19 protein-coding genes and 1 pseudogene are annotated in these 22,632 nt (G+C 58.3%); 10 read left to right on the top strand and 10 right to left on the bottom strand.

All coding sequences use genetic code 11. From position 1 onward, the window contains the following. Window positions 1–9 precede the first annotated feature (9 nt). From C8D90_RS13045 to C8D90_RS13030, 4 genes are all read left to right on the top strand, one after another. The gene (locus C8D90_RS13045) at window positions 10–270 is read left to right on the top strand and encodes an acyl carrier protein (RefSeq protein ID WP_115458877.1); all 261 of its coding nucleotides are present in this window, start codon (window positions 10–12) and stop codon (window positions 268–270) included. Further along, window positions 267–1,001: an SDR family NAD(P)-dependent oxidoreductase gene (locus C8D90_RS13040; RefSeq protein ID WP_115458876.1), complete on the top strand. Its 735-nt coding sequence runs from the start codon at window positions 267–269 to the stop codon at window positions 999–1,001. The genes C8D90_RS13045 and C8D90_RS13040 overlap by 4 nt, the downstream gene beginning before the upstream one ends. A 239-nt stretch (window positions 1,002–1,240) precedes the next feature. Next, complete coding sequence (locus C8D90_RS13035; protein ID WP_115458875.1) at window positions 1,241–1,732, top strand: hypothetical protein; 492 nt, start codon at window positions 1,241–1,243, stop codon at window positions 1,730–1,732. A gap of 5 nt (window positions 1,733–1,737) precedes the next feature. After that, window positions 1,738–2,301, top strand: a complete 564-nt coding sequence (locus C8D90_RS13030) for an RNA polymerase sigma factor (protein ID WP_115458924.1) — start codon at window positions 1,738–1,740, stop codon at window positions 2,299–2,301. A gap of 2 nt (window positions 2,302–2,303) precedes the next feature. Here the strand turns inward: C8D90_RS13030 and C8D90_RS13025 are convergent, their stop codons facing one another. From C8D90_RS13025 to C8D90_RS13015, 3 genes are read right to left on the bottom strand one after another with little or no spacing between them, the layout of a single operon-like run. Continuing rightward, a complete protein-coding gene (locus C8D90_RS13025) occupies window positions 2,304–3,428 on the bottom strand; it encodes an ABC transporter permease (protein ID WP_115458874.1) in 1,125 nt (374 codons plus the stop codon). Then, a complete protein-coding gene (gene rbbA / locus C8D90_RS13020) occupies window positions 3,428–6,169 on the bottom strand; it encodes a ribosome-associated ATPase/putative transporter RbbA (RefSeq protein WP_115458873.1) in 2,742 nt (913 codons plus the stop codon). The genes C8D90_RS13025 and rbbA overlap by 1 nt, the downstream gene beginning before the upstream one ends. After that, window positions 6,166–7,206, bottom strand: a complete 1,041-nt coding sequence (locus C8D90_RS13015; protein ID WP_376744967.1) for an HlyD family secretion protein — start codon at window positions 7,204–7,206, stop codon at window positions 6,166–6,168. The genes rbbA and C8D90_RS13015 overlap by 4 nt, the downstream gene beginning before the upstream one ends. A gap of 465 nt (window positions 7,207–7,671) precedes the next feature. On the opposite strand from C8D90_RS13015, the gene C8D90_RS13010 reads away from it, so the two are divergent. The 3 genes and pseudogenes from C8D90_RS13010 (at window position 7,672) to C8D90_RS13005 (ending at window position 10,667) form a co-directional block, all read left to right on the top strand. Next, complete coding sequence (locus C8D90_RS13010) at window positions 7,672–8,886, top strand: MFS transporter (RefSeq protein ID WP_115458871.1); 1,215 nt, start codon at window positions 7,672–7,674, stop codon at window positions 8,884–8,886. Between the two features lie 271 nt (window positions 8,887–9,157). After that, window positions 9,158–9,478, top strand: a pseudogene (locus C8D90_RS22505) (putative T6SS immunity periplasmic lipoprotein); the annotation flags it as partial. Between the two features lie 229 nt (window positions 9,479–9,707). Then, window positions 9,708–10,667 (top strand): hypothetical protein, encoded by a 960-nt coding sequence (locus C8D90_RS13005; protein WP_115458870.1) that lies wholly within the window; start codon window positions 9,708–9,710, stop codon window positions 10,665–10,667. A gap of 144 nt (window positions 10,668–10,811) precedes the next feature. On the opposite strand, the gene C8D90_RS13000 is transcribed toward C8D90_RS13005, so the two are convergent. Further along, a complete protein-coding gene (locus C8D90_RS13000) occupies window positions 10,812–12,062 on the bottom strand; it encodes an MFS transporter (protein ID WP_115458869.1) in 1,251 nt (416 codons plus the stop codon). 224 nt (window positions 12,063–12,286) lie between these two features. Here C8D90_RS13000 and C8D90_RS12995 point away from each other — a divergent pair, with 224 nt between their 5' ends. After that, window positions 12,287–13,195: a LysR family transcriptional regulator gene (locus C8D90_RS12995; protein ID WP_115458868.1), complete on the top strand. Its 909-nt coding sequence runs from the start codon at window positions 12,287–12,289 to the stop codon at window positions 13,193–13,195. Window position 13,196: 1 nt separating this feature from the next. On the opposite strand, the gene C8D90_RS12990 is transcribed toward C8D90_RS12995, so the two are convergent. Continuing rightward, complete coding sequence (locus C8D90_RS12990) at window positions 13,197–14,078, bottom strand: PHP domain-containing protein (RefSeq protein WP_115458867.1); 882 nt, start codon at window positions 14,076–14,078, stop codon at window positions 13,197–13,199. Between the two features lie 262 nt (window positions 14,079–14,340). On the opposite strand from C8D90_RS12990, the gene C8D90_RS12985 reads away from it, so the two are divergent. Next, on the top strand, window positions 14,341–15,744 hold the full coding sequence (locus C8D90_RS12985; RefSeq protein ID WP_115458923.1) for an RtcB family protein: 1,404 nt from the start codon (window positions 14,341–14,343) through the stop codon (window positions 15,742–15,744). A gap of 15 nt (window positions 15,745–15,759) precedes the next feature. Here C8D90_RS12985 and C8D90_RS12980 read toward each other — a convergent pair whose 3' ends face one another. The 4 genes from C8D90_RS12980 to C8D90_RS12965 form a co-directional block, all read right to left on the bottom strand. Continuing rightward, on the bottom strand, window positions 15,760–16,209 hold the full coding sequence (locus C8D90_RS12980) for a MarR family transcriptional regulator (protein ID WP_115458866.1): 450 nt from the start codon (window positions 16,207–16,209) through the stop codon (window positions 15,760–15,762). A 108-nt stretch (window positions 16,210–16,317) separates the two neighbouring features. Further along, complete coding sequence (locus C8D90_RS12975; RefSeq protein ID WP_115458865.1) at window positions 16,318–17,109, bottom strand: nucleotidyltransferase domain-containing protein; 792 nt, start codon at window positions 17,107–17,109, stop codon at window positions 16,318–16,320. A 19-nt stretch (window positions 17,110–17,128) separates the two neighbouring features. Further along, window positions 17,129–18,355, bottom strand: a complete 1,227-nt coding sequence (locus C8D90_RS12970; RefSeq protein WP_115458864.1) for an RtcB family protein — start codon at window positions 18,353–18,355, stop codon at window positions 17,129–17,131. Window positions 18,356–18,359: 4 nt separating this feature from the next. Further along, a complete protein-coding gene (locus tag C8D90_RS12965) occupies window positions 18,360–19,493 on the bottom strand; it encodes a slipin family protein (protein ID WP_115458922.1) in 1,134 nt (377 codons plus the stop codon). 523 nt (window positions 19,494–20,016) lie between these two features. Between C8D90_RS12965 and rtcR the strand changes: the two genes are divergently transcribed. Beyond that, window positions 20,017–21,600 (top strand): RNA repair transcriptional activator RtcR, encoded by a 1,584-nt coding sequence (gene rtcR / locus C8D90_RS12960; protein WP_115458863.1) that lies wholly within the window; start codon window positions 20,017–20,019, stop codon window positions 21,598–21,600. A 31-nt stretch (window positions 21,601–21,631) separates the two neighbouring features. Here the strand turns inward: rtcR and C8D90_RS12955 are convergent, their stop codons facing one another. Next, entirely contained in the window at window positions 21,632–22,618 is a 987-nt protein-coding gene (locus C8D90_RS12955) for a hypothetical protein (protein ID WP_115458862.1), read from the bottom strand. Window positions 22,619–22,632 lie beyond the last annotated feature (14 nt).

The raw sequence follows: 22,632 nt of genomic DNA, 5'->3' as shown, positions 1-22,632 counted from the left end.
GAACTATCTATGAGCCAGTATGAAACCGTATATGAAAAAGTCTGCGAAATGATCTGCGATGCTAAAGATATGGAGATGGATGAGCTTTCTGCAGAAATGCCTCTCCACCAGCTGAAGCTCGACAGCCTGGACTACGTTGAACTGATGGTATTGGCCAAGCGTGAGTTCAGCGTCACCATCGACGCGGAAATGTTTACCAAGAACCCGGAAATGACGCTGGGCGAACTGTGCCAGCATCTGGCGGATCAACAGCAGAAGTCAGCGCCATGAACAGAAAATGGCTGCTGATTACCGGCGGTAGCCGGGGGATCGGTCGCGCGCTGGTGGAAGAGCTGGCGCGTGACTGGAACGTGGTGTTCACCTGCCGTAACACCGGTGAAGCCAGCCAGGCGGTCGTTGACGCCTGTGCCGGCCTGCCGGGATGGGTAGAGGCTTACCCGTGCGACGGCAGCAATGAAGAGCAGGTTAATGTGTTGGCGCAGCAACTGCTGGAAAAACACGGCGCGCCGCATGCCGTGATCCACAACGCCGGCATTACGCAGGACGGCCTGCACATCCACCAAACGGCGGAAACCTGGCAACAGGTTATCAATACCAACCTGAACGCGGTGTTTTACTGGAACCGGCACCTGCTGCCGGCGATGATCATGAACGGCGACGGCGCGCTGGTGCTGATGTCTTCGGTCACCGGCATCAAGGGTAACATCGGGCAGACTGCATACGGCGCGACCAAGGCGGCGATGATCGGCCTGTGCCGTTCGCTGGCGCCGGAGCTGGGCCGTTTCGGCCTGCGCGTTAACTGCCTGGCGCCGGGCATCATCGAAAGTGAGATGACCGAAGCCATGCCGCCAGCCAAGCTGGAGGCGATGCGCAAACAGGTTCCGCTGAAACGGCTCGGCACCCCGCTGGAAGTGGCGCGCGCAACGGCGTTTCTGATCGGCGATGACAGCCGGTATATGACCGGGCAAACGCTGGTGCTGGATGGCGGGTTGACGGCGTAAGGTGGTTTATTGAGGTGGGCGGAATGAGGGTATTTCGCCCATCTTTTTCATGCGTGTTATCATTACTCCCTGCTTTTTAATCGCGCTTCCCCCCGTCCGTAATATCAGTGGCGGAGCACGTTTCCTGACGTAATTTCCCCGGCGACTAAAAATTTTCTATTTTTCCGGCAATATTTCCGTCGCTCATTCGTCTACCTCATCAGAAAGCGTAATCAGCTTATGCTATGAGGAGAGAAAAAATGAGAGAATTTGGTATGCGCGGTCATGGTCATGGCCGCGGTCACGATGGCTTCGGCGGTCATCCGATGGTTAAACCGCTGGCGATCGGCGCGGTGTTGTTTGTCGTGCTGGGCCTGTTGGTCATGTCGCTGTGGAATGCGTTGTTGCCCGCCTTGTTCGGCGTGAGCAGCATTGGTTTCTGGCAGGCGTTGGGTTTGCTGATCCTGTGCCGCATTCTGTTCGGCGGGCTGGGAATGCGTCCGGGCATGTTCGGCATGGCGCGTGACCGCCGGCGGATGCATGCGCGCTGGATGAACATGACGCCGGAAGAGCGCGAAGAATTTATCCGCCAGCGGCGCGACGGATTCGGACGGCACGGTCATCACGGTCATCACGGTCATCATGGCCATTGCGGGCGCCCTGAGCACGACGGTCGTCGCGGCCCGCGGAATGAACGGGAATGCTGCCGTCAGCCGGAAAACGGCGAACAGAAAACGCCGGAAGCAGAGTGAGCGTAATGAAGGTCGGTAAGGAAGGCGATTCCCTGGTGATGTCCGCCCTTAACGCCTGCCGGTCGCGGCTGAAAGCCTTTATCCGTGGCCGCACGGCGGTGCGTGATGATGCGGACGATATCCTGCAGGAAGTCACCTATCAACTCATGAAGATTGAACAGCCGGTGGAGAACGTCGCCGCCTGGCTGTTCCGCGCCGCGCGCAATGAGATCACCGATCGGGCGCGGAAAAAGCGCGAGCTGCCGCTGCCCGTCTATTATGACGAAGATGGCGACGAAGAAGATGCGCCGGAAAACGAGCTGGCTGAAACCCTGTTTGGCGTGCCGCAAACGCCGGAGGAAGAGTACCTGAGCGCGCTGATCTGGGAAGAGCTGGACGAAGCGCTGGCGGAGCTGCCGGCGGCGCAGCGTGACGTTTTCGAAAAGACCGAGCTGCATGGCTACAGCTTTAAGGCGCTGGCGGAAGAATCCGGCGCCAGCGTGCAGGCGCTGCTGTCACGTAAGCACAAAGCCGTGCTCTACCTGCGCACCCGCCTGCGTGGCCTGTACGACGAACTGACGGAAGAGTAGCCCTACGCCATCGTCCCGATGGTCTTCCTGAACCGGCTCAGTGCGATCAAAAAGAAGCTGCCGCCAATCACCAGCAAATATACGAACTGTGGCCAGACGATACTGAAATCCGCCCCGCGGTAAAGTATCGCCTGCGCCAGGCTGACGAAATGGGTTGTCGGCATCGTCAGCATCAGATCCTGCACCAGCTCCGGCATGCTTTCGCGCGGCGTACTGCCGCCGGACAGCATTTGCAGCGGCAGCAGCACCAGGATCGTCAGCAGCCCCAACTGCGGCATTGAGCGGGCGATCGTTCCCATAAAAATGCCGATGGAAGTGGTGGCGAACAGGCTCAGCGCCACGCCCATCATAAAGAGCGGCACGGAGCCTTCAATCGGCACCTGCAACAGCCCCTGAACGACGAACACCAGCGACAGCCCGGAAGCCACCAGCACCACCAGCCCCATCGACCACACCTTCGCCACCATGATCTCAAACGGCGTAATCGGCATGACCAGCAAATGCTCAATGGTGCCGTGCTCCCGCTCGCGGATTAACGCCGAGCCGGTCAGGATGATCGCCAGCATGGTGATGTTGTCGATAATCGACATCACGCCGCCGAACCATGACTGCGTCAGGTTAGGGTTAAAACGGGTGCGGATTTCCAGATCGACCGGCAGCTCAGTGTTAGCGCGAAAGCGCGATGCGAATTCGCTGGCCTCTCCGGTAATGATGTTCTGGATATAGCTGTTGCCGAGGAAAGCCTGGCTCATGCGGGTCGCGTCCACGTTAAGCTGGATTGCCGGCTGACGCCCTGCCAGCACGTCGCGCTGGAAGTTGGGCGGAATATTCAGCGCAAAGGTGTAGCTTCCTTCGTCGAGCAGGGGATCGATCTGATTTGCATCGATCATCGCCGGCGTAATGAAGTAGGGCGCGTAGAAGCTGTTGACGATGCGCGTGGAAAGCTGGGATTGATCCTGATCGGCGATGGCGATGGGCGCCATGTGCAGCGATCCCGGCACGCCGGTCGCCGTGGAGTAAACCGAGAGGGTAAACGAAAACGCGATCAGCGCCAGCATCGCCTTATCGCCCAACAGGCTGCGCAGTTCTTTGATGCCCAGATTGAAAATATTTCCCAGCTTACGCATCAGGCCTCCTGTTTCTTCAGCAGTATGACGCTCAGCCCGACGATCACCGGCACGGCGATCAGTAACGGAATAAACGAAGCGTACAGATCGACCAGCGTCAGCGCTTTGGAGAACGTTCCGCGGGTGATGGTCAGGAAGTGGGTAGTCGGGTAGATATTGCCGATCCAGCGGCCCATGCCCTCCAGCGACGATACCGGATTGATCATGCCGGAAAACTGCCCGGCGGGGATCAGGGTGATGATCGCGGTGCCGAAAATCGCGGCGATCTGGCTGCGCATGAACGTTGAGATCAACAGCCCCATACCGGTCGCGGTGGTGATGTAGAGCAGCGCCGCCAGCGTCAGGGTCAGGAAGCTGCCTTTATGATCCACGCCGAAGATGAACACCGACAGGGCGCACAGCAGGAAGAAGTTAAACATGCCCAGCACCACGTAAGGGAGCTGTTTGCCGATGATAAACTCCGCCCGGGTGATCGGCGTAACGTACAGATTGATGATGGAACCCAGCTCTTTTTCGCGCACGACGCTGAGCGCGCTGAGCATCGCCGGGATCATCATCAGCAACAGCGGGATCACCGCCGGTACGATGGCGGGCAGGCTTTTGACGTCCGGGTTATAGCGGTAGCGGGTTTCGATGTCGAGCAGCGCGCCGTTTGCCACGCTGCCGGTCTGGCGGGTCGCCATCTCCGTCAGCCAGGTCATGTGCATGGCCTGCACGTAGCCGCGTACCGTCTCGGCGCGGTTGGGCATGGCGCCGTCTACCCAGACGCCGATCTTCACCGTATGCCCGCGCGCCAGATCGCGCGCGAAGTTCGGCGGGATCTCGATCGCTACCGCCAGCTCGCCGTTGCGCAGCCGCTGTTCCATTTCGTTGTAATCGGCGAGCGGCGGCTGTTCAATAAAGTAGCGCGATCCGGCAAGGTTCAGCGTATAGGCCTGACTGGTACCGGTTTGATCGCGATCCATCACCGCAAAGCGCAGGTTTTCCACGTCCATACTGATGCCATAGCCCATGATGAACATCAGGATCACCGTCCCCAGCAACGCCAGCGTGGAACGCACCGGATCGCGTTGCAGCTCCAGGGACTCACGCAGGCTGTAGCTGAACATGCGCGCCAGGCTGAAGCCCCTGCGTCCGGCATGTTCCCGCTCCGGCGTATGCGTGTTTTCTGCGATAACGGGCGGTTCCGGCGGCGCGTTGCCCGCGTCGCCGGACGCCTGGCGCAGCGCGGCAATAAACGCCTCTTCCAGCGTCGCCAGGCCGCTTTGCTCTACCAGCGCGTGCGGGGTGTCGCTGGCGAGCACTTTACCGGCGTGCATCAGCGAAATGCGGTCGCAGCGCTCGGCCTCGTTCATAAAGTGGGTGGAGATGAAGATGGTAACGCCGTCGCGGCGCGACAGATCCACCATCATGCTCCAGAACATGTCGCGGGCGATGGGATCGACGCCGGAGGTCGGCTCATCGAGAATCAGCATTTCCGGGCGGTGAATCACCGCCACGGCCAGCGACAGACGCTGGCGGATGCCCAGCGGAAGCGCTTCCGGCATGGCGTCTTCCACCCCGGTAAGCATGAAGCGCTCGCTCATTTCCTGCACGCGCGCCGGAATCTGCTCCTCCGGCAGGTGAAACAGCCGGGCGTGAAGCTCAAGGTTTTGCCGCACGCTCAGTTCGCTGTACAGGGAGAATGCCTGCGACATATAGCCCACACGGCGGCGGGTTTCGATATCGCGCGGATCGACCTCCTGACCGAACAGCCAGGCTTTGCCCTCGCTGGCCGGCAACAGGCCGGTGAGCATTTTCATGGTGGTGGACTTACCGCAGCCGTTAGAGCCGAGAAAGCCGAAGATTTCACCGCGCGGAATACGGAAGTTAACGTGATCGACCGCGACGAAGTCACCAAAGCGCATAGTGAGATCCTGCGCTTCAATGGCGATGGTTTCATCGTCGCTGGCGTCACGCGGCGGGATCACCACCGCCTGATGGCCGCTGCGCTTCTCTTCCGGCAGCAGGGCGATAAACGCTTCCTCAAGCGTATCGCAGTGAGTTTGCCCGCGCAGTTCGGCGGCGCTGCCGGTAGACAGCACGTTGCCGGCGTCCATCGCCACCAGCCAGTCGAAGCGCTCCGCTTCTTCCATATAGGCGGTGGCGACCAGCACGCTCATGTTGGTTTGCCGTTCGCGGATGCGGTCGATCAGATCCCAGAACTGGGCGCGCGACAGGGGATCAACCCCGGTGGTCGGCTCATCCAGGATCAGCAGTTCGGGATCGTGGATCAACGCGCAGCACAGGCCCAGCTTTTGCTTCATCCCGCCGGAAAGCTTGCCCGCCGGGCGATCGCGAAACGGCGCCAGCCCGGTGCTGTGCAGCAGATCGTCGATGCGCGCCTCCCGCTCGGCTTTGTTATGGCCGAACAGACGGCCGAAGAAATCAACGTTCTCGAAGACCGACAGCGTGTGGTAAAGGTTTTTGCCCAACCCCTGCGGCATGTAGGCGATGCGCGGGCACACGTCGCGCCGGTGCGCGGCGTCGTCCATGTTGCCGTCCAGCACCCACACTTCGCCACTCTGGATTTTGCGCGCGCCGGCGATCAATGACAGCAGGCTGGATTTTCCCACGCCGTCCGGGCCGATCAGCCCGATCATCTGGCGTGCCGGAATATCCAGCGTGATTTCCTGCAGCGCCCGCGTTTGTCCGTACTGCTGGCTGACCTGCCGGAGGCGGACGATCGGGGCGTGTGTCATTGCGGTATCCTCACTTGCAGGTTATCAGGCCAGGATTTCTGGGCGTCGATCCGCACATAAGCCATGCCGGGCAGGCCGGTTTTTACATATTCCAGATGCTTTTCCAGCAGTTCGGGGGGAATGCGCGCCCGGACGCGGAACATCAGCTTCAGCCGCTCATTGTCAGTCTCCACGGTTTTCGGCGTGAACTGGGCGACGCTGGCGACGTAGCTGGTTTTGGCCGGGATCACCAGATCGGGCGCTGCATCCAGGATGATGTGGACGTCGCTGTCGAGCGCGACCTTACCGGCATCGGCGGTCGGCAGGAAAAACGTCATGTACACGTCGCTGAGATCCACCATATTCAGCACGCGGCCGCCAGCGCCCAGCACTTCGCCCGGCTCCGCAATGCGGTACTGGATACGGCCGTTGCGCGGCGCTTTAAGATCGCTGTCGTCGATATCGGCCTGAAGGCGACGCTCGGTAGCCTGCGCGGCTTCTACCCGGGTGGTGGCCTGGATGATGCCTGCTCTGGCGGACTCAATGGCGGCCTGCGAGGCGGCGACCTGCGCCCGCGCCGACTCCAGCGCCGCACGGGCGCTTTGCGCTGCGGCCAGGTCATCGTCCAGCTGCTGCTCAGAGGCGGCGCCGCGGCGTGACAGCGCCTGCGAGCGGGCGAGGCGTTTACTGGCCGAATTCAGCTCCGCTTCCCGCTGCTTCACGATGGCGTTGGCCGCCAGCTTCTCGCTTTCCCGCTGGGCCAGCAGCGAACGGGCGGTCGCCACCATACTTTGGGCTTCGCTGATTTGCGCCAGCGCTTCATTGCGCTGCTCGTTCAGTACCCGCGTATCCATACGCGCCAGCACTTCTCCCTGCTTCACGAAGGCGCCCTCGCGCACCAGAATGGCGTCGATGCGCCCGGCATATTTGGTGGAAATATCGATTTCGGTGGCCTCAATGCGTCCGTTACTGCGGGCGAACCCTTCCGGCAGGCCGGGCGTACGCATGCTCCACCAGGACAGGATGGCAATGACGATCACGGCAGCCAGCACCAGCATGAGAAGAAGACGTTTACGGTTTTGTGCAGCCATGAATCACTCCTTTAATCAACGTTAAGCGGAAAGCAACGCATAACGCACGGGCGCAACGGCCTGGTCAGCGCGGCAGAATGATGCGACAACATACTGAACAAAAAGAAAAAAGTGGGTCTGGGGAAAAAGCTTCCGGCTTCAGGAACGGATATTCGCATAAGGGAAACTCCTTGTTATGTGAATCGGTCGTTCTGGCGCGTATTGGGTAAATCCTAAAAATATAAGGAATATTTCTCATACTAACATCATGGTTAATGATGCGAAGGTGAGAAAAATCAAAATTTTGCCTGATGGCGTAAAGTGCCAACAATGTAGCAAAATGGATAATATGTTGTTAACAAAAAGCCACATTCAGAATAGGATATTGGGTTAACAGTTTCATTAGTTATCATTTAGTGAAAAAACAATTACCCAGGTACAATCAGGAGCATTATGTCCGCGATCTCATCGGAAAGAGAGTGCAAACCCTCCGCCCGTCAGGCGATGTTGGTTTTTGGTGCTGGCGTCAGCGCCGCGTTGCACATCTGGAAACTTCCCCCGGCGCTGCCGGTATTGCAGGAAACCCTGGGGCTGACGCTGTCTCAGGCTGGCTGGCTTATCTCGGTGTTTCAGGTTGCCGGAATGCTGATGGGGCTGGCGTTCGGCCTGTTCGTTCAGCGTATCGGGCAGAAGCGCAGTATCCTGTTCGGCCTGATTATCCTGTCCCTGGCTTCCTTTGCCGGTGCGTTTTCCCAAAGCGTCATAGCGCTGCTGCTGTTTCGCATTATCGAAGGTTTTGCTCTGCTGATGGTCTCGATGGCCGCGCCCAGCCTGATGCGTCAGGTCGCGCCGAAGGAGAGGCTTAACTTCTTCGTGGCGCTGTGGAGTGCGTATATCCCCACGGCGACCGTTATCGCCCTGTTCGTGGGGGCGGCGATGCTGAATGTCTTTAGCTGGGTATCGCTGTGGGTCGGTACGGGGCTGATCTCCCTGCTGATGGCGCTGCTGGTGTGGCGCTCGGTGACGGATACGGAACATCCGGCGGCGACGCGGCCGGTGAGCGGCGAAGCGTGGCAGTCGATTAAAGAGACGCTGGCGGTGAAAGAGCCGTGGCTGGTGGCGATCTGCTTTTCCCTGTATACCGGCCAATGGGTGGCGATTATCAGCTTTTTACCGATCATCTACCATGAGGCCGGCATTTCCGGCCCGCTGATGGGAACCTTTACCGCGGTGGCGGCGGGGGTCAACATCATCGGCAACCTGATGGCCGGGCGGCTGCTGCAACGTGGGGTCGCTGCACGTTCGCTGCTGATGGTCGCTTTTTCCACCATGATCGTCACCGCGTTTATTGCTTTTGGCTTAAACGTGTCGTCCGGCGTACAGTTCGTGGCGATTACCCTGTTTTCCGCCGTGGGCGGTTTGGCGCCGGCCACGCTGTTTAACCTGGCGGTAAAGGTTTCCGTGTCGCCGCGCACCATTCCCATCACCATTGGCTGGCAGCAGCATTGGATCAGCTTCGGCCAGTTTGCGGGGCCGATTATTGTGGCATTTGTGGTGGACTACACCCACGGCTGGCAATGGGTATGGGTGCTGACCAGCGCCTGGGGCGCGTTGGGGATTGTTCTGGCGTTGGTGCTGTGCCGGGCGATTGCGCATAAGCCGGCGTAGTTGGGAGGTACTGGCTACGGGCCATTCGATTCCGTTTTCAGTGCATTGTTGCTTTATTGATTGCCGCCCGAAAGGGCGGTGGCGAAACGCTTAAAACTCAGTGAGTGAAAAGAAATATGCCGTCAAAGGGAATATCGAAAAGTTGTTGATTTCATAAATTATATTTAAGTAATGCCTAATTGATCTATGGGGTGAAAAATGCTTCCATGGTCATTGTTCTGGCCCGGGCTGTGTACGGTAACTCAATTGATTACAACAAGATTGTGATGCCAAAGTAACTACTGTTAATAATGATGTTTGTGTTTTGGTTCAACCAGAAGATGATGAAAAACTGGTTACTCTCATCATTATGGAGGTAGGCAATAAAGAGAACATTTTAAAAAAGTTTAGCATTAATGTGCCTGTGTCCTCAGATAAATGTATTCCTACCTATGGCTATCACTTTGAAGCTGGAAAACGATATACATTCGACATATTCCTTGAGTCAGAGAATAAGCTGAAGAATCACGTTAGTCCTGCTGTACGTGTTTATGGTACCAGTTTTATTTTACAGGATAATAATGGACGGTTGGCGTCGATGACTTCCAGTTAGCTTTTTGATTTATCATAAGAAGCCGGATTAATGCTCGGTTTCTTATTTATTAGTCAGGGTGATTCAGTGAATGGTGCATAGAAATAGAGTCTGGTGTTGGTAGATAAGGATAAACTGACAGATCTTGAGGTGGGAGGGCTAAAAGGATCAGAGCAATTAGTTCCCAGATAGAAAAATCACCAGGGTTAGGCTCCAGATGACAGGACTGCTAGTAAATACGGAGAATAAAATGAAAAAGAAGCTGGCAAAAAAAGATTGGAAAAAGATACTGAACAATTACATTATTACCGACTGCGCCATTAGGGAAAGCGATATCATTTATCTTAAGGCTGAAAACTGTACAGATGATGATATGAGGCAAGTAACTCTTATTGAAGACGCCGGGGATGATGAACTGGGTTACTCATCGATACAATTTGATGAGGCGTTTTCCAGTGTGCTTGGCGCATCTCAAAAACCTGTATCACAAGGCCTCATGGTTGATAGTATTGGTGGGTTTGCCTTACCCAGCGGTGGGGGGAAAACAACCTGGGAACCGGAGTTGGTTGGCGGGAATGACAGTGCTCTCATCCGAAAAGTCAAAATGATTGATGGATACGCCTGGGCAGTAGGTTTAAAGCGATTAGTATCAAAACGGTATGGAATTAATGATTGGCGGCCAATGGTAAATGGAATCCATTTTAAAATTGACCGTGACAGAGAAGATATTTTTGATTACGGATTTGAAGATATATCGGGATTTTCTGAAAGTGAAGTCTATGCGGTTGGTGGGAAAGGAGACATTTGGTGGTTTGATGGCCAAACATGGCAGCAATGTGGATTTCCAACAAATGATAAATTGAAAAATGTTGTGTGTGCTGGTGATGGTTTTGTTTATGTGGCATCTGGAAGCGCAATTTGGCGGGGAAAAAAGAATACCTGGGAAAAAATAGATATTATTGAATTGCATGATGAGCTTAATGATTTGTGCTGGTTTAATAATATGCTTTGGGGGATCGGGGAGGCAGACTTTTTCATTTGGGATGGGAATAGTATTAAAGACTTTTTTATTTGCAATGGGGAAGTGATTCATCCATCAGGCTCGATGGACAGCAGTAATTCTATGATGTTAATTGCTTCATCCTCTGCTGTCTGGACTTTCGATGGAGATGAATGGTGTAACATTGTCCCTGACTATAACGAAGATTGACCATTTATATCTTCAAACCGAAGTCACCCAGCCAGTATTAAGTAAGATACCGTGGCTGGCATCAGCCCCCTTTATCTTCTTTGACGACTCAACGTTAATCAGAAAGCCAGCAGCCTAATACCCCCTGGCTTTCCATGAAAAAACTTATCCGGAAATCCGCTCGGCCTGTGCCTGCTTTTGTGCCGGCGGTTTCATCACCGGCAGCAGGAAGAAGCTGAGGATCAGCGGGAGGACCAGCATCAGCAACGCGCTGCGTACGCCGGTAGCGTGGGCGATAAAGCCTAATACCGGCGGCCCTGCCAGCATGGAGCAATACCCCAGCGCCGCAACGACGGCGATGCGCGCGCCGGCGTTAGACGGCTCGTCCGATGCCGCACTCATGCCCATCGGGAAGGCCAGCGCGCTGCCCAGCCCCCAGCAGATGATACCGAGGATGGCGATATGGTAAGACGGCGCCAGCCCGAAAATCAGCAGCCCCGTAATTCCCAGCAGCATGCACAGCCGCAGGATGGCGACGCGGCCGTAGCGGTCGATCAGCGCGCCGCCGAACCAGCGCATGCTGGTCATGCCGGTGACGAACAGTGCTAAAGAGAGCGACCCCAGCCATTCAGCCGGTGCAGCCGCGCCGGTGCCGAAGCCGGTTACCACGCCCAGCGCCAGCCAGTCAAACGCCGCGCCTTCCACCAGCGAGGCGGTCAGCACGATAAAACCGATCAGTAACGTGCGGGGTTCCAGCCAGGCGGCGAACGGATTGGCTTTTTCTCCGGAGGCGCCATCGTGCGTGGTGGCCGCGCGGGTGTATTCCGCCGGCAGGTAGCGACGGCTACAGGCGATAAGCCCGAGCAGCGTCAGCACAGCCAGCGTCAGAAACGGCGGCGTAAACGGAATGCTGACGAACTGCAAGCCGGCGGCCAACAGGGCGCCGGCCACGGTGCCCAGCGAGAAAAAGGCGTGCAGGCGCGGCATGATGGTGCGTTTCATCAGGCGCTCCACCCGCGAACCTTCCAGGTTCATCGCGACGTCGACAGCGCTGAACCCCAGCCCGGCGACGAACAGCCCGGCGCCGGCCAGCGGGTAACTGCCGTAGTGCACCGACAGCCCGGTGATCAGCAGTCCGCCGGAGAACAGACCGCCGCCGCCGCAAAGAGTCATGGCGTTCACAAAATGTGAAGTGATCCAACCCGCGAGGATCAGGGCGATGATCGATCCCGCCGCCATACACAGCAGCAAAATCCCCATCTGCGAGGTATTAATGTTGAGCATCGTCATCACTAAGGGAATGCGCCCTGCCCAGCAGGCCAGCATAAAGCCGCAAAGGAAAAACGTAAGAAACACGCTGTTGCGCGTTTTCAGCAAGACGGAACGGGAAATGACGGGGGGTGTGTTTGGTTGCATAAGTCCAGCCAGGTTTGTCGGCGTCAGGGTGCGCTAAGGCGAATCGCATTGACATCATAGGTATTGAATCTTTTTGGTGCAGTATTCCATGATCCGGGGGCGGGAAAAACCCTTAGTTTATCCGTGGAGAATAAACCCGTGGTGTGTAATGCGCCCGCCGTTGACAATGCCGGCCGTTCTCCCGAGTATCGATATGTGAAAATGCGTAGCCGGAGTCGGAATATATGGATCGTTTGACCAGCATGTCGGTGTTCATTGCCGTGGTGGAAAAAGGCAGCTTTGTCGCGGCGGCCGATGTGATGAACATGTCGCCGACCATGGTGGGCAAGCACATTGGTTTTCTGGAACGCAGGCTGAAGGCCAAGCTGCTGGTGCGCACCACCCGGCGTCAGGGGCTGACCGAAGCGGGGCAGTTGTATTATGAGCATTGCCGGCGGCTGGTGCGCGATGCTGATAACGCGGAGGCGCTGGTCAACGCCCTGCAGGCCACGCCGGTCGGGCAAATCCGCATCACGGCGCCCTATACGCTGGGCAACCACGTCATCACGCCTCTGGTGACCCGCTTTCTTAAGCGTTACCCGGAGCTCAGGGTGGAGATCATGCTGGCCGATCGCAAGGTCGATATGATCGAAGAGGGTTTCGATTTCGCTTTCCGCATCGGGGATATCATGGATGAGGGGCTGGTGGCGCGTGCGTTGCCTGACTACGAAATGATGCTGGCCGCGACGCCGGAATACCTTGCGACGTACGGCTCCCCGGAAACGCCCGCGGCGCTGAAGCATCACCATTGCCTCGGCTTCAGTCAGCGCGAGGGCGGCAAATTCTGGCAGCTTATCGGCGCGGAAGAAGAAACCGGCAGCCCGATGACGCCGCGGTTGGTGGTCAACTCCGGGGAAGGCGGGCGGCAGGCGGCGCTGGCGGGGTTCGGGATCGTGTTTCAGTCCAAGGTTATTCTGGAACGGGATATCCGCGACGGCACGCTGGTGCGGGTGCTGGCGGATTACCCGCCGCCCACCCGCCCGTTGCATATGCTTTACCTGCCGCAGAAAGAGCCGGTGCTGAAGTTTGATGCGTTCAGCGCGTTTATGCTGGAGCACCTGTATAAACGTCTGACGGCGCTTTCCGCACTATAGCTCAGGCCACGGCGTCGACGAACCGCCGCACGGCGGCATACTGCGACGCGCTGTAGCTGCACTGACCAACTTCGATTTTCGGTTTGTTACGTCCGTGGAAATCGCTGCCACAGGTGACGTGCGCATTTCTGGACGCCGCGAAGTCATACAGGCGCTGCGTCAGTTCCGGCGCGTGATAGCTGGAAAAGACTTCAATACCGGCCACGCCTGCGTCCAGCATGGCGCCGAGGGTGCGCTCATAGTCATCTTTGATGTTGGCCCCGATGTGGGCGACGACCGGCAGCCCGCCGTGGTCACGGATCAAGGCGATCATCTCGCTCATCGCCGGATAGGTCACCGGCACGTAGCAGGGCTTACCGCGCCCGAAAAAATCCCAGTAGAAGTTAATCAGCGGCATGTCCGCGCGTGCGCCGCCGCTGCGGTAGGGGAGCAATAAGGCGTGATCGCGGTTGCGGTCATCGTTGAGGATCGCCTCACCCATCTGTTCTTCCTGCGGCAAACGATCTCCGGCCAGCCGCGCCAGTTCGTCCTCATCGAGCAAGAAACCCAGCGCACGCAGTTTGGCGAGTTTTTCCGGTACCAGCGATGCCTGTAATGCGTTGAAATTACGGTGAACGCGTGCGAAGTCGTCACCGGGCGTGTATCCGTAACCCAGCAGATGAAAATTGGTGCCCTCAACGGTGCAGTCGATTTCGATGCCGGAGATGACGGTCAGACCGTTACCGTGGTGCCGGGCCGCTTCCGGCACGGAGGCCGCCGAGTTGTGATCGGTGACGGCCAGCACGCCGATGCCGTTGGCCCGGCAACGGGCGATAAGATCGTCCACCGGCAGGTCAGCGTCGTCGCTGTGGTGGGAGTGCATGTGTAAATCGATTTTCTCCATCGCCGTTTCTCCGTCGTTAACATCGGCCGTGCCGAAACTGACCTTATCCTAACCCCGGAAGCGGGGAAAAATTAAATACCGGCGGTGGTTTCTGTCGTGACGGTTATTGCGGGATGAAAAAGGGGAAAAGCCCGGTGCTTGCTTTCCGCTACGGTTTCCGCCACACTGCCGATCCTTTCCCCGTAATGCTGCTGACAGGAAAGACAACATGCCCCGTTTTCATGGGGTGATTTTGTTATGTCTTTTTCAGAGGCAGTTTCTGATGTATTCCATCTCAAGAATTGAGAAAGCGTTTTTACGCAAAGGGATCCGTGTATCCCGCGTAAATGACATTGTATCCCTGACCCGCATCACCGACGGCGTATCCGCCAGCGTGCTGTTGCCCGCTGCGCTGCCGCTGGAAGAAAAAGCGGTGACGCAACTGATGAACTTTGCCGCCGTGCGCGTACCGGGCAGCGAAGGCCATGTGTGCAAAGCCTGCGCTACGCCGGATTTCCATCCCGGCGCCATTGCGCCGGTGGGCAGCATCGTGGCAACCACGCCGGATATGGTGATTCCGGCGGCTATCGGCACGGACATCAACTGCGGCATGCGTTTGCTGACGACCGGCCTGACGCTGGCGCAGCTCGAAACGCGGCGTGAGGACGTATGCCGGAGGCTTACGCACGCGTTGTTGCAGAACGGGCGTGATATCCCGATGACCGGCGCGGCGTTTCGCGCGCTGTTCGACGACGGGCCGCAGGCCTGCCTGGATCGTTTGCTGAAGCAGGGGCTGTGGGCGTCGGCAGATGGCGATCGTCTGCAACGTGAAGTCGATGCCTGCATCGGGCTGACGGACTTCGGCGGTAAGGCCGCCTGGGCACCGCCGGCGCTGACGACGACCGCGCGCGATGTGCTGCGCGATCCTTCGCTGGGAACGCCGGGCGCGGGGAATCATTTCGTTGAGCTGCAGGTGGTGGACGGCATTCTTGAACGCCGCGCCGCCTGGCAGTATGGGCTGCGTGAAGGGGATGTGGTCATTATGATTCACAGCGGTTCACGCGACGTCGGGTTTTACGTCGGCCAGCGTTGGATGGACAACGCCCGTAACCAGTGGCCGGCGGGAGAAAAACATCCTGCTTCCGGTTTGTACGGGTTGACGGGCGCTCTGGCCGATGAGTATTTGCAGGCGATGGGCGCCGCCGCACGCTATGCCTGGCTGAACCGGGTGGCGCTGGCGGAAATGGTGCGTCAGTGTCTGGCGGATGTTTTTCAGCAGGACGATTCCCGTCTGACGGTGGACGTTCCGCATAACGTGGTGCTGCGCGAAGGCGGGATGAATATCCACCGCAAAGGCGCGACGCCGGCGGCGGCGGGCGATTTGGCGCTGATCCCCGGCTCGATGGGGGATTATTCGTACGTCGTCAGCGGGTTGGGTAATGCGGAATGGCTGAATTCCTGTAGTCATGGCGCCGGTCGCCGCATGCGCCGTCAGGCTGTGCGGGCGCTGCGCCCAACGGCGGATGACGCGCTGCCGTGGCATTGCGTGACGCTGCGCGAAGAGCGTCGGGTGGAGGAGGCGCCGGCGGCGTATAAACGGATTGGACCGGTTATCGATGCGCAGGAGGAAGCAGGACTGATTCAGCGGGTGGCGCGCCTGCGTCCGTGGATGACGTTCAAGGCGTAAACATGCGGGGGAGGATTACTCCTTCCCTTCATGGGGCAGCAAACGCCACAGCAGCCTTTTTAACTGGAGGACTTCCTCTTGCGAGAGACGTTCCGTCAGAATGTCATGCATTCCGGCCGCGATCTGATGGCGGCAGTTATTACACAGCTCTTCGCTGTAGTCGGTAAGGCTCAGCAGCACTTTGCGCTTGTCGTCGGGGGCCGGCTGACGCTTGAGCAATCCTTTCTTGACCATACGATCCAGCAGACGGGTCATTGCACCGCCGTCGATGGACAGTAACCGGCTGATTTCAACCGGCGTCTGGCAGTGCTCAAAGTGGATGGACGCCAGCACTTTGAACTGCGAGGCCGTAATATCCTGAGCCGCCAGGATTTGCGTCAGCAGACGATCCTTATATTGATTGACCTGGTGGATAAGCCGTCCTAACGGAATGTCCTCAGGGGAACAGGCAGAAGTTTGCGCCATAAGCCGTACCAAAATGATTTACTTTTAGACGATCTTACTGAGCGCCTCCTCAGGCTGTCAAATGGCTGTGCCATAGAACCGGCGTTTAGTCCGGCGCTATGGCACGATTTACCCCAGCACGACGTCGTGCAGTAAGCGATCCAGCTCGTGCGTATCACGCCGCTCGCGATCGTGCGGCAGCGGTATGCTCCGCGTTTCCTCCAGGGCATCCAGGATGAACGCGTGGATGCGTTCACGCCGGACGCCGTACTGCGCTTCGCCTGAGCGGCGCTTCAGCGCCAGCAGATCGTCGATTTCCGCCCGCAGCGCCGGGTCTGTGACGGTTCCCGCCATCAGGCTATCGAAGCGCATCGGCGGTACGCCTTTGCCGGCCTCTATCCAACGCACGGCCAGCAGGGGGCGCAGCACGTAGAAATACTTTTTCAGCCGTACCTGTTCGCCCTGCAAATAGCCGCGAAAGTTTTTGCGCGCCATCGACAAATAGTGATAACGGGCGCGCGGCCCGGAGAAATAGGCCGGCGCCAGCGCTTTGAGCGCGGCGGCGGTTTCATTCTCCTGCTGATAGACGACGGGGGAGTCCAGCCATTCCATCAGCGTCGGGTTGGCGCGTTTGAGCAGGCCCAGCGTTTTGCGTAACTCCCAGCCGCAGACGTCCAGCTCATCGTCGATGGGCATCTCTATCACGTCGCGCGGCGCGTCAACGCGCAGATACCACTCCGGCTGGTGGACGTAGATAAAGCGTACGTCGTAATCGCTGTCCGGCGAGGCGAACCCCCAGCCGCGGCTGCCTGACTCGCAGGCATAAAGCACCCGCACCTTGTGTTCTTGCTCCAGTATGCGCAGGGTCTCCGTGACCCGGGTGCGCATGGCGGCGCTGACGCCGCCGCTTTCCCATTCCATTTCTCTTTCCTTAATGATTTTATCCTTTCACACACACCACCTGGCGCAGGGTATGCACGATTTCCACCAGCGAAGACTGCGCCGCCATTACGGCGTCGATGTCTTTGTACGCCATCGGAATTTCATCGATCACGTCGCTGTCTTTACGGCATTCCACGTGTGCCGTGGCGCGTTTCTGGTCTTCCAGCGTGAAGTGCTTTTTGGCCGCAGTACGGCTCATTACCCGTCCCGCGCCGTGGCTGCAGGAACAGAAGCTCTCTTCGTTACCCAGCCCGCGCACGATGTAACTTTTGGCACCCATCGAACCGGGGATAATCCCCATTTCGCCTTTTTGCGCCGACACCGCGCCTTTACGCGTTACCAGCACCGATTCACCGAAGTGACGCTCGCGCTGTACGTAGTTATGGTGGCAGTTCACGGCTTCCTGTACCGCGGTGAACGGCTTGGGAATTTCGCGCGCCAGCGCCTCCAGCACGTGCTGCATCATCACTTCGCGGTTACGGCGCGCGTATTCCTGCGCCCAGCTTACCGCTTCGATATAGTCGTCAAAGTGGCGGCTGCCTTCTTCGAAGTAGGCCAGGTTACGGTCCGGCAGGTTGGCGATATGCTGGTGCATGTCTTCCTGCGCCAGCGTAATGAACAGGTTGCCGATGGCGTTACCTACGCCGCGCGATCCGCTGTGCAGCATCACCCATACCTGATTCTGTTCATCCAGACACAGTTCGATAAAGTGGTTACCGGTTCCCAACGTTCCCAGGTGCTGATAGTTGTTGGTTTTCAGCAGGTCCGGATACTTATCGGTCAGGCGCTTGAAGCCCGGCAGCAACGACGCCCAGTGGCGGTCCACCGCTTCCGGCGGCCGGTTCCAGGAGCCTTTATCGCGTCCGCTGCGGTTAACGGTACGTCCGTGCGGAACGGCCTGCTCGATCGCGCTGCGGATCCCGTACAGGTTATCCGGCAGATCGGCGGCGTTCAGCGACGTTCGCACCGCGATCATTCCGCAGCCGATATCCACGCCGACCGCTGCGGGGATAATCGCCCCGCGCGTTGGGATCACGCTGCCGATGGTCGATCCTTTACCCAGATGCACGTCCGGCATCACGGCCATATGGCGGAAGATAAACGGCATTTTCGCCGTGTTCAGCAACTGATCGCGCGCTCCCGGGTCCACCGGTACGCCCTGGGTCCACATCTTCACCGGGGCGGCGTTTTCTGACGTCATGATCTGGTAATCGTTATTTTTCATTTTGTTATGCTCCTTTAATCTGTATCAATCCCTGCAACACCTGATCCAGGCCGCCGAAAACAGAGATTTTATCAATGCGTTCCGCTACTTTTTCCAGCGTTTCCAGCTCTTTCAGACGCAGCGCCACCGGGTTGTTTTCCATCACTTTCGCCGTGTTCAGCAGCGAACGGGTCGCCGCGGTTTCTTCACGGCGGCGGATGACGTTGGCCTGTGCCGATTTTTCCGCTTCCACCAACCGTGACAGGATGGTCTTCATGTCGCCCGGCAGGACGATATCTTTCACTCCCAGCGAAGCGAGGTCGATGCCGTACTCCGCCATGCGCGCCGCGACTTGGGCGCTGACCACCTCGTCGATGATCTGCTTGTTTTCGAGCAGCTCGTCGAGCGAACGGGTGCCGACCGCTTCGCGCAGGGCGAACTGTAACTCGCGGTACAGGTGATCGACCGGCTTGGTGAGCTGGGCGAAGGCCTGCAGTACGTCGCGATAGCGCCAGTTGGCCGCCAGGTTCAGGCGCAGGTTCACCTTGTCGCGCGTCAGGATTTCCTGACCGCTGACTTCCAGCACCTGCAGGCGGGTATCCACCACGTCGGCTTCCACCACGTGGTTGAAACGCCAGTAGCCGCTGACGCCCGGCGCCAGTAAGTCCTGGGTTACGCCGTCGACCTTCAGTACGCCGGCGTGCCAGGCCGGAACCTGCACCAGCAGAACGCCTTCCGCGCCTTTTACCGCGCGGTTGCGCAGCTTCGGCTGCAACAGCGCGCTGACGATGGCGTCCGGCACGCGGGCGGCCTCAGTGCTGATGCGTTCAATGCGCTGGCCTTCGCCGTTTTTCCAGAACAGGCGGCGCGAAGAGGGCGGCAGGATTTCCTGCAACACGTCGTCTTCGAAGCGCAGGCCGACTTCGTTTTCTCCCAGGTCGGCGCGCAGGCAATATTTTTCAACCCACGCCGGTTGATAGCGGCGCAGTTGCTCCGCCAGTCCGGCGGTAACCTCGTTGTCGCTGAGGTTAACAACCTCAAGCTGCGGCGTATTAAACCAGCTCAGGCGGTGTTCGCCGGCTTCCAGTATCTGCGTGTAATCGCCGTCTTTTAACAGCAAACCTAACTGACCTTTCCGTATTGTAATTTTTTTAGCCATCATGTTGATTCTCCATCGGTATTTCTCCTGCGCGCCGGGGAGCGGACGTCTGTGCGAAGCCGCGGGGGAAAGGTCAGCGGACGATGTTGCTGCTGGCTGACGTTTTACCCGTGGCCCGGCATCTCTGCCGGCTGCCCGGTGCGGTAACCGTTAACTGCCCGGTTACGCGGAGTTTTTTTACGTTTATGTGTTCAATCCCATATTGAAAGTATGGTGCGATCGCGGGGACTCGAACCCTGCTGCAATCCTGTATTTATCGCGAAGTCCTACCGCTGGCGGAACGTACCACCGGAAAACGGCCCGTGCCGTTCCTGGTGCGCCGGCGGGGTTCTGAACCCCGGCAAGTTCCAGCGTGCGGACGCTATTACTATTGCCAGAGACGTGCCAGTTTTGAAAAACAGCGGAAATATTTTTTATCTCATTGATAAATAATTGATTAAAAATAGTCTGGTCGTAAGGTGGGATTCTGACGGGAGACGATTTATTATAAAATTATCTCGCCTTTTATATTTATGGATAAATCATGACGAAACGCAGGGTGGTGATCGGGGTGCTGGGAACGGTGCTCGACAGACGGGGTAAGCGTAATAATCGCTGGAACAAATGGCGGCCGACGGTAGGGCTGTGCCAGCAGCCGGATCTGCCCGTCGACCGGCTGGAGCTGCTGCATCAGCCGCGTGATTTGGGCATGGCGCAAAGGCTCTGTGAAGACATCGCGGAAGTTTCTCCCGCCACGGAGGTGCGTTTACACGCCGTGGAACTGCACGACCCCTGGGATTTCGAAGTGGTGTACTCCGCTTTTCTGGATTTCGCGACCCGCTATCCTTTCGACACCGAAAACGAAGAGTATCTGGTACACATCACTACCGGGACGCACGTGGCGCAGATTTGCTGGTTCCTGCTGACCGAAGCGCGCTACCTGCCCGCCAGCCTGCTGCAAACCTCACCGGTGGGGCGCCAGGAGGAGGAGGACAAGGCATCGCCGGCCGGGACTTATTCCGTCATCGATCTCGATCTGAGCCGTTATACGGCGCTGACCAGCCGTTTTCAACGCGAGCGGCAGTCCTCGGTGGCCTTCCTTAAGGCGGGCATTGCCACCCGCAATCCGACGTTTAACGCGCTGATCGATCAGATTGAGCGGGTGGCGCTGCGCTCCCGCGCGCCGATGCTGCTGACCGGCCCGACCGGGGCGGGCAAGTCGTTCCTGGCGCGGCGGATATTTCAGCTTAAACAGTCCCGCCATCAGGTCGGGGGCCGCTTCGTTGAGGTGAACTGCGCCACGCTGCGCGGAGATAACGCGATGTCGACCCTGTTCGGCCATGTCAGGGGCGCGTTTACCGGCGCGCAGCAGGCGCGTACCGGGTTGTTGCGCGAGGCGGACGGCGGGGTACTGTTTCTGGATGAAATCGGTGAGCTGGGGTTGGATGAGCAGGCGATGCTGCTGAAGGCCATTGAGGAAAAACGTTTTCTGCCTTACGGGTCGGATAAAGAAGTGAGCAGCGATTTTCAACTGATTGCCGGTACGCACCGCGACATGCGGCACTGGGTGGCGCAGGGGCATTTCCGTGAGGATCTGTATGCGCGTATCAACATGTGGACGTTTCCGTTGCCGGGCCTGGCCGAGCGGCGTGAGGATATTGAGCCGAACCTGGCGTTCGAGCTGAACCGCTACGGGCAGGAGCAGCAGACGTTGGTGCGTTTTGATAAAGACGCCCGCCAGCGTTATCTGGAATTCGCCTGTTCGGCGCAGGCCATCTGGCGGGGAAACTTCCGCGAGCTGGGGGCGTCCGTAACCCGTATGGCGACGTTGGCGGAAAACGGGCGCGTTAATGCCGCACTGGTTGATGAAGAAATCCGGCGGCTGCGCCTGGACTGGCAGGAAGAGGAAACGGAACTGCCGGCCATCGTGGGTGACGTGGATATGTTTGACCGCAGCCAACTGGCCTGCGTGCTGAAAGTGTGCCGGGCGTCTTCCAGCTTGTCGGAAGCCGGGCGCACGCTGTTCGCCGTGTCGCGCGAACAAAAGAAACAGCCCAACGATGCCGATCGTCTGCGTAAATATCTGGCGCGTTTCGGGTTGAGCTGGGAAACCATCAGGCAGGTATAAAAACGGACGCCGTATGGCGTCCGTGTGGAGATTAACGTAATGCCAACAGAGGTTTATCCTGCTGTTCGGTGCGCAGTTCTTCCGTCTGGGGATCGAAACGGGTGACTTTGATGCGGATGTAGCCGGGGCGCGCGGGATTGCTTACCACCAGGATGCGGTTGCCGCTTTCCTCCAGCTGGTTCGCGTTGGTGCTGAAGGCGGGAACGATCTGGATCCACTGCGTCTGCTGCACGTCGTAGAGGCGCGCCAGCGTCCATCCGCTGGTCCACCAGTCCTGAATCACCTGCAGGCGGTCGCGGCCGGTGCCGTCAAGGCCGGGAAGCACCGCCAGGCTGGCGTCGATGCAGGAAGGAATGCTGACGGGCTGGACCGCGGGATCGGAGTTCCAGAGCTTGCAAATGCAGTCGCCGTCCGGCGTACAGGAGTTTCCGCTGATGGGGTCCTGGCCGCGAACCCAGGCATATTGCTCGGTTTTACCGTCAAACTTGCCGCGCACGACGCGTGAGTAGGTGGGCTGCTTCAGGTTCAGATCGGTAATATCATCGGATTCGGCGACGATTTTCCATTTTCCGCTCTCATCCTTGCTTACCCGCAGCGTAGAGGGGTAGTTGCGCACGGTATCGGCGGAACTGCCTGCCCGCTTCACAAACTCAACCTGCTTGCTGTTCGTGACCGGCGCTTCGCCGCTTTCCGCGCTGCCTTCGATCCCCTCAATGTGCAGCGGGCTGGCAATAGACTGGCTGAACTCTTTATTCTCTTCTTTACTGAAAAACGCCCGTTTGGCGGCGATCACCTGCTCGTGCGCCAGGTGTTGGCCGTAGTAATCGACCTCTGCTCCGTACAACGACGCCAGCAGTTCGTTGTTGCGCTGCTGGTGGGCCTCCTGCCAGCTCATGACAAGCCCGCGGATTTGCTGATCGTCTGGACTTGCCTGCACCGCGGATGTTTCTGCGGCGCAGGCGCCAGCGCTGTACAGCAGCAGCGCTGAAAGTAAGGTAAAAATGCGAGTGTTATACATAATCGGTCATCCGG

It is taken from the genome of Enterobacillus tribolii (assembly GCF_003363015.1).
In the GTDB taxonomy this organism is placed as follows: Bacteria; Pseudomonadota; Gammaproteobacteria; order Enterobacterales; family Enterobacteriaceae; genus Enterobacillus; species Enterobacillus tribolii.
Note: the sequence above shows the minus strand (reverse complement) of the source record. Positions and strands in the feature narration are given on the sequence as shown.

Coding starts and splice junctions, on each gene's coding strand:
- C8D90_RS13045 (WP_115458877.1), top strand. CDS start 10: ATGAGCCAGTATGAAACCGTATATGAAAAAGTCTGCGAAATGATCTGC.
- C8D90_RS13040 (WP_115458876.1), top strand. CDS start 267: ATGAACAGAAAATGGCTGCTGATTACCGGCGGTAGCCGGGGGATCGGT.
- C8D90_RS13035 (WP_115458875.1), top strand. CDS start 1,241: ATGAGAGAATTTGGTATGCGCGGTCATGGTCATGGCCGCGGTCACGAT.
- C8D90_RS13030 (WP_115458924.1), top strand. CDS start 1,738: ATGAAGGTCGGTAAGGAAGGCGATTCCCTGGTGATGTCCGCCCTTAAC.
- C8D90_RS13025 (WP_115458874.1), bottom strand. CDS start 3,428: ATGCGTAAGCTGGGAAATATTTTCAATCTGGGCATCAAAGAACTGCGC.
- rbbA (WP_115458873.1), bottom strand. CDS start 6,169: ATGACACACGCCCCGATCGTCCGCCTCCGGCAGGTCAGCCAGCAGTAC.
- C8D90_RS13015 (WP_376744967.1), bottom strand. CDS start 7,206: ATGCTGGTGCTGGCTGCCGTGATCGTCATTGCCATCCTGTCCTGGTGG.
- C8D90_RS13010 (WP_115458871.1), top strand. CDS start 7,672: ATGTCCGCGATCTCATCGGAAAGAGAGTGCAAACCCTCCGCCCGTCAG.
- C8D90_RS13005 (WP_115458870.1), top strand. CDS start 9,708: ATGAAAAAGAAGCTGGCAAAAAAAGATTGGAAAAAGATACTGAACAAT.
- C8D90_RS13000 (WP_115458869.1), bottom strand. CDS start 12,062: ATGCAACCAAACACACCCCCCGTCATTTCCCGTTCCGTCTTGCTGAAA.
- C8D90_RS12995 (WP_115458868.1), top strand. CDS start 12,287: ATGGATCGTTTGACCAGCATGTCGGTGTTCATTGCCGTGGTGGAAAAA.
- C8D90_RS12990 (WP_115458867.1), bottom strand. CDS start 14,078: ATGGAGAAAATCGATTTACACATGCACTCCCACCACAGCGACGACGCT.
- C8D90_RS12985 (WP_115458923.1), top strand. CDS start 14,341: ATGTATTCCATCTCAAGAATTGAGAAAGCGTTTTTACGCAAAGGGATC.
- C8D90_RS12980 (WP_115458866.1), bottom strand. CDS start 16,209: ATGGCGCAAACTTCTGCCTGTTCCCCTGAGGACATTCCGTTAGGACGG.
- C8D90_RS12975 (WP_115458865.1), bottom strand. CDS start 17,109: ATGGAATGGGAAAGCGGCGGCGTCAGCGCCGCCATGCGCACCCGGGTC.
- C8D90_RS12970 (WP_115458864.1), bottom strand. CDS start 18,355: ATGAAAAATAACGATTACCAGATCATGACGTCAGAAAACGCCGCCCCG.
- C8D90_RS12965 (WP_115458922.1), bottom strand. CDS start 19,493: ATGGCTAAAAAAATTACAATACGGAAAGGTCAGTTAGGTTTGCTGTTA.
- rtcR (WP_115458863.1), top strand. CDS start 20,017: ATGACGAAACGCAGGGTGGTGATCGGGGTGCTGGGAACGGTGCTCGAC.
- C8D90_RS12955 (WP_115458862.1), bottom strand. CDS start 22,618: ATGTATAACACTCGCATTTTTACCTTACTTTCAGCGCTGCTGCTGTAC.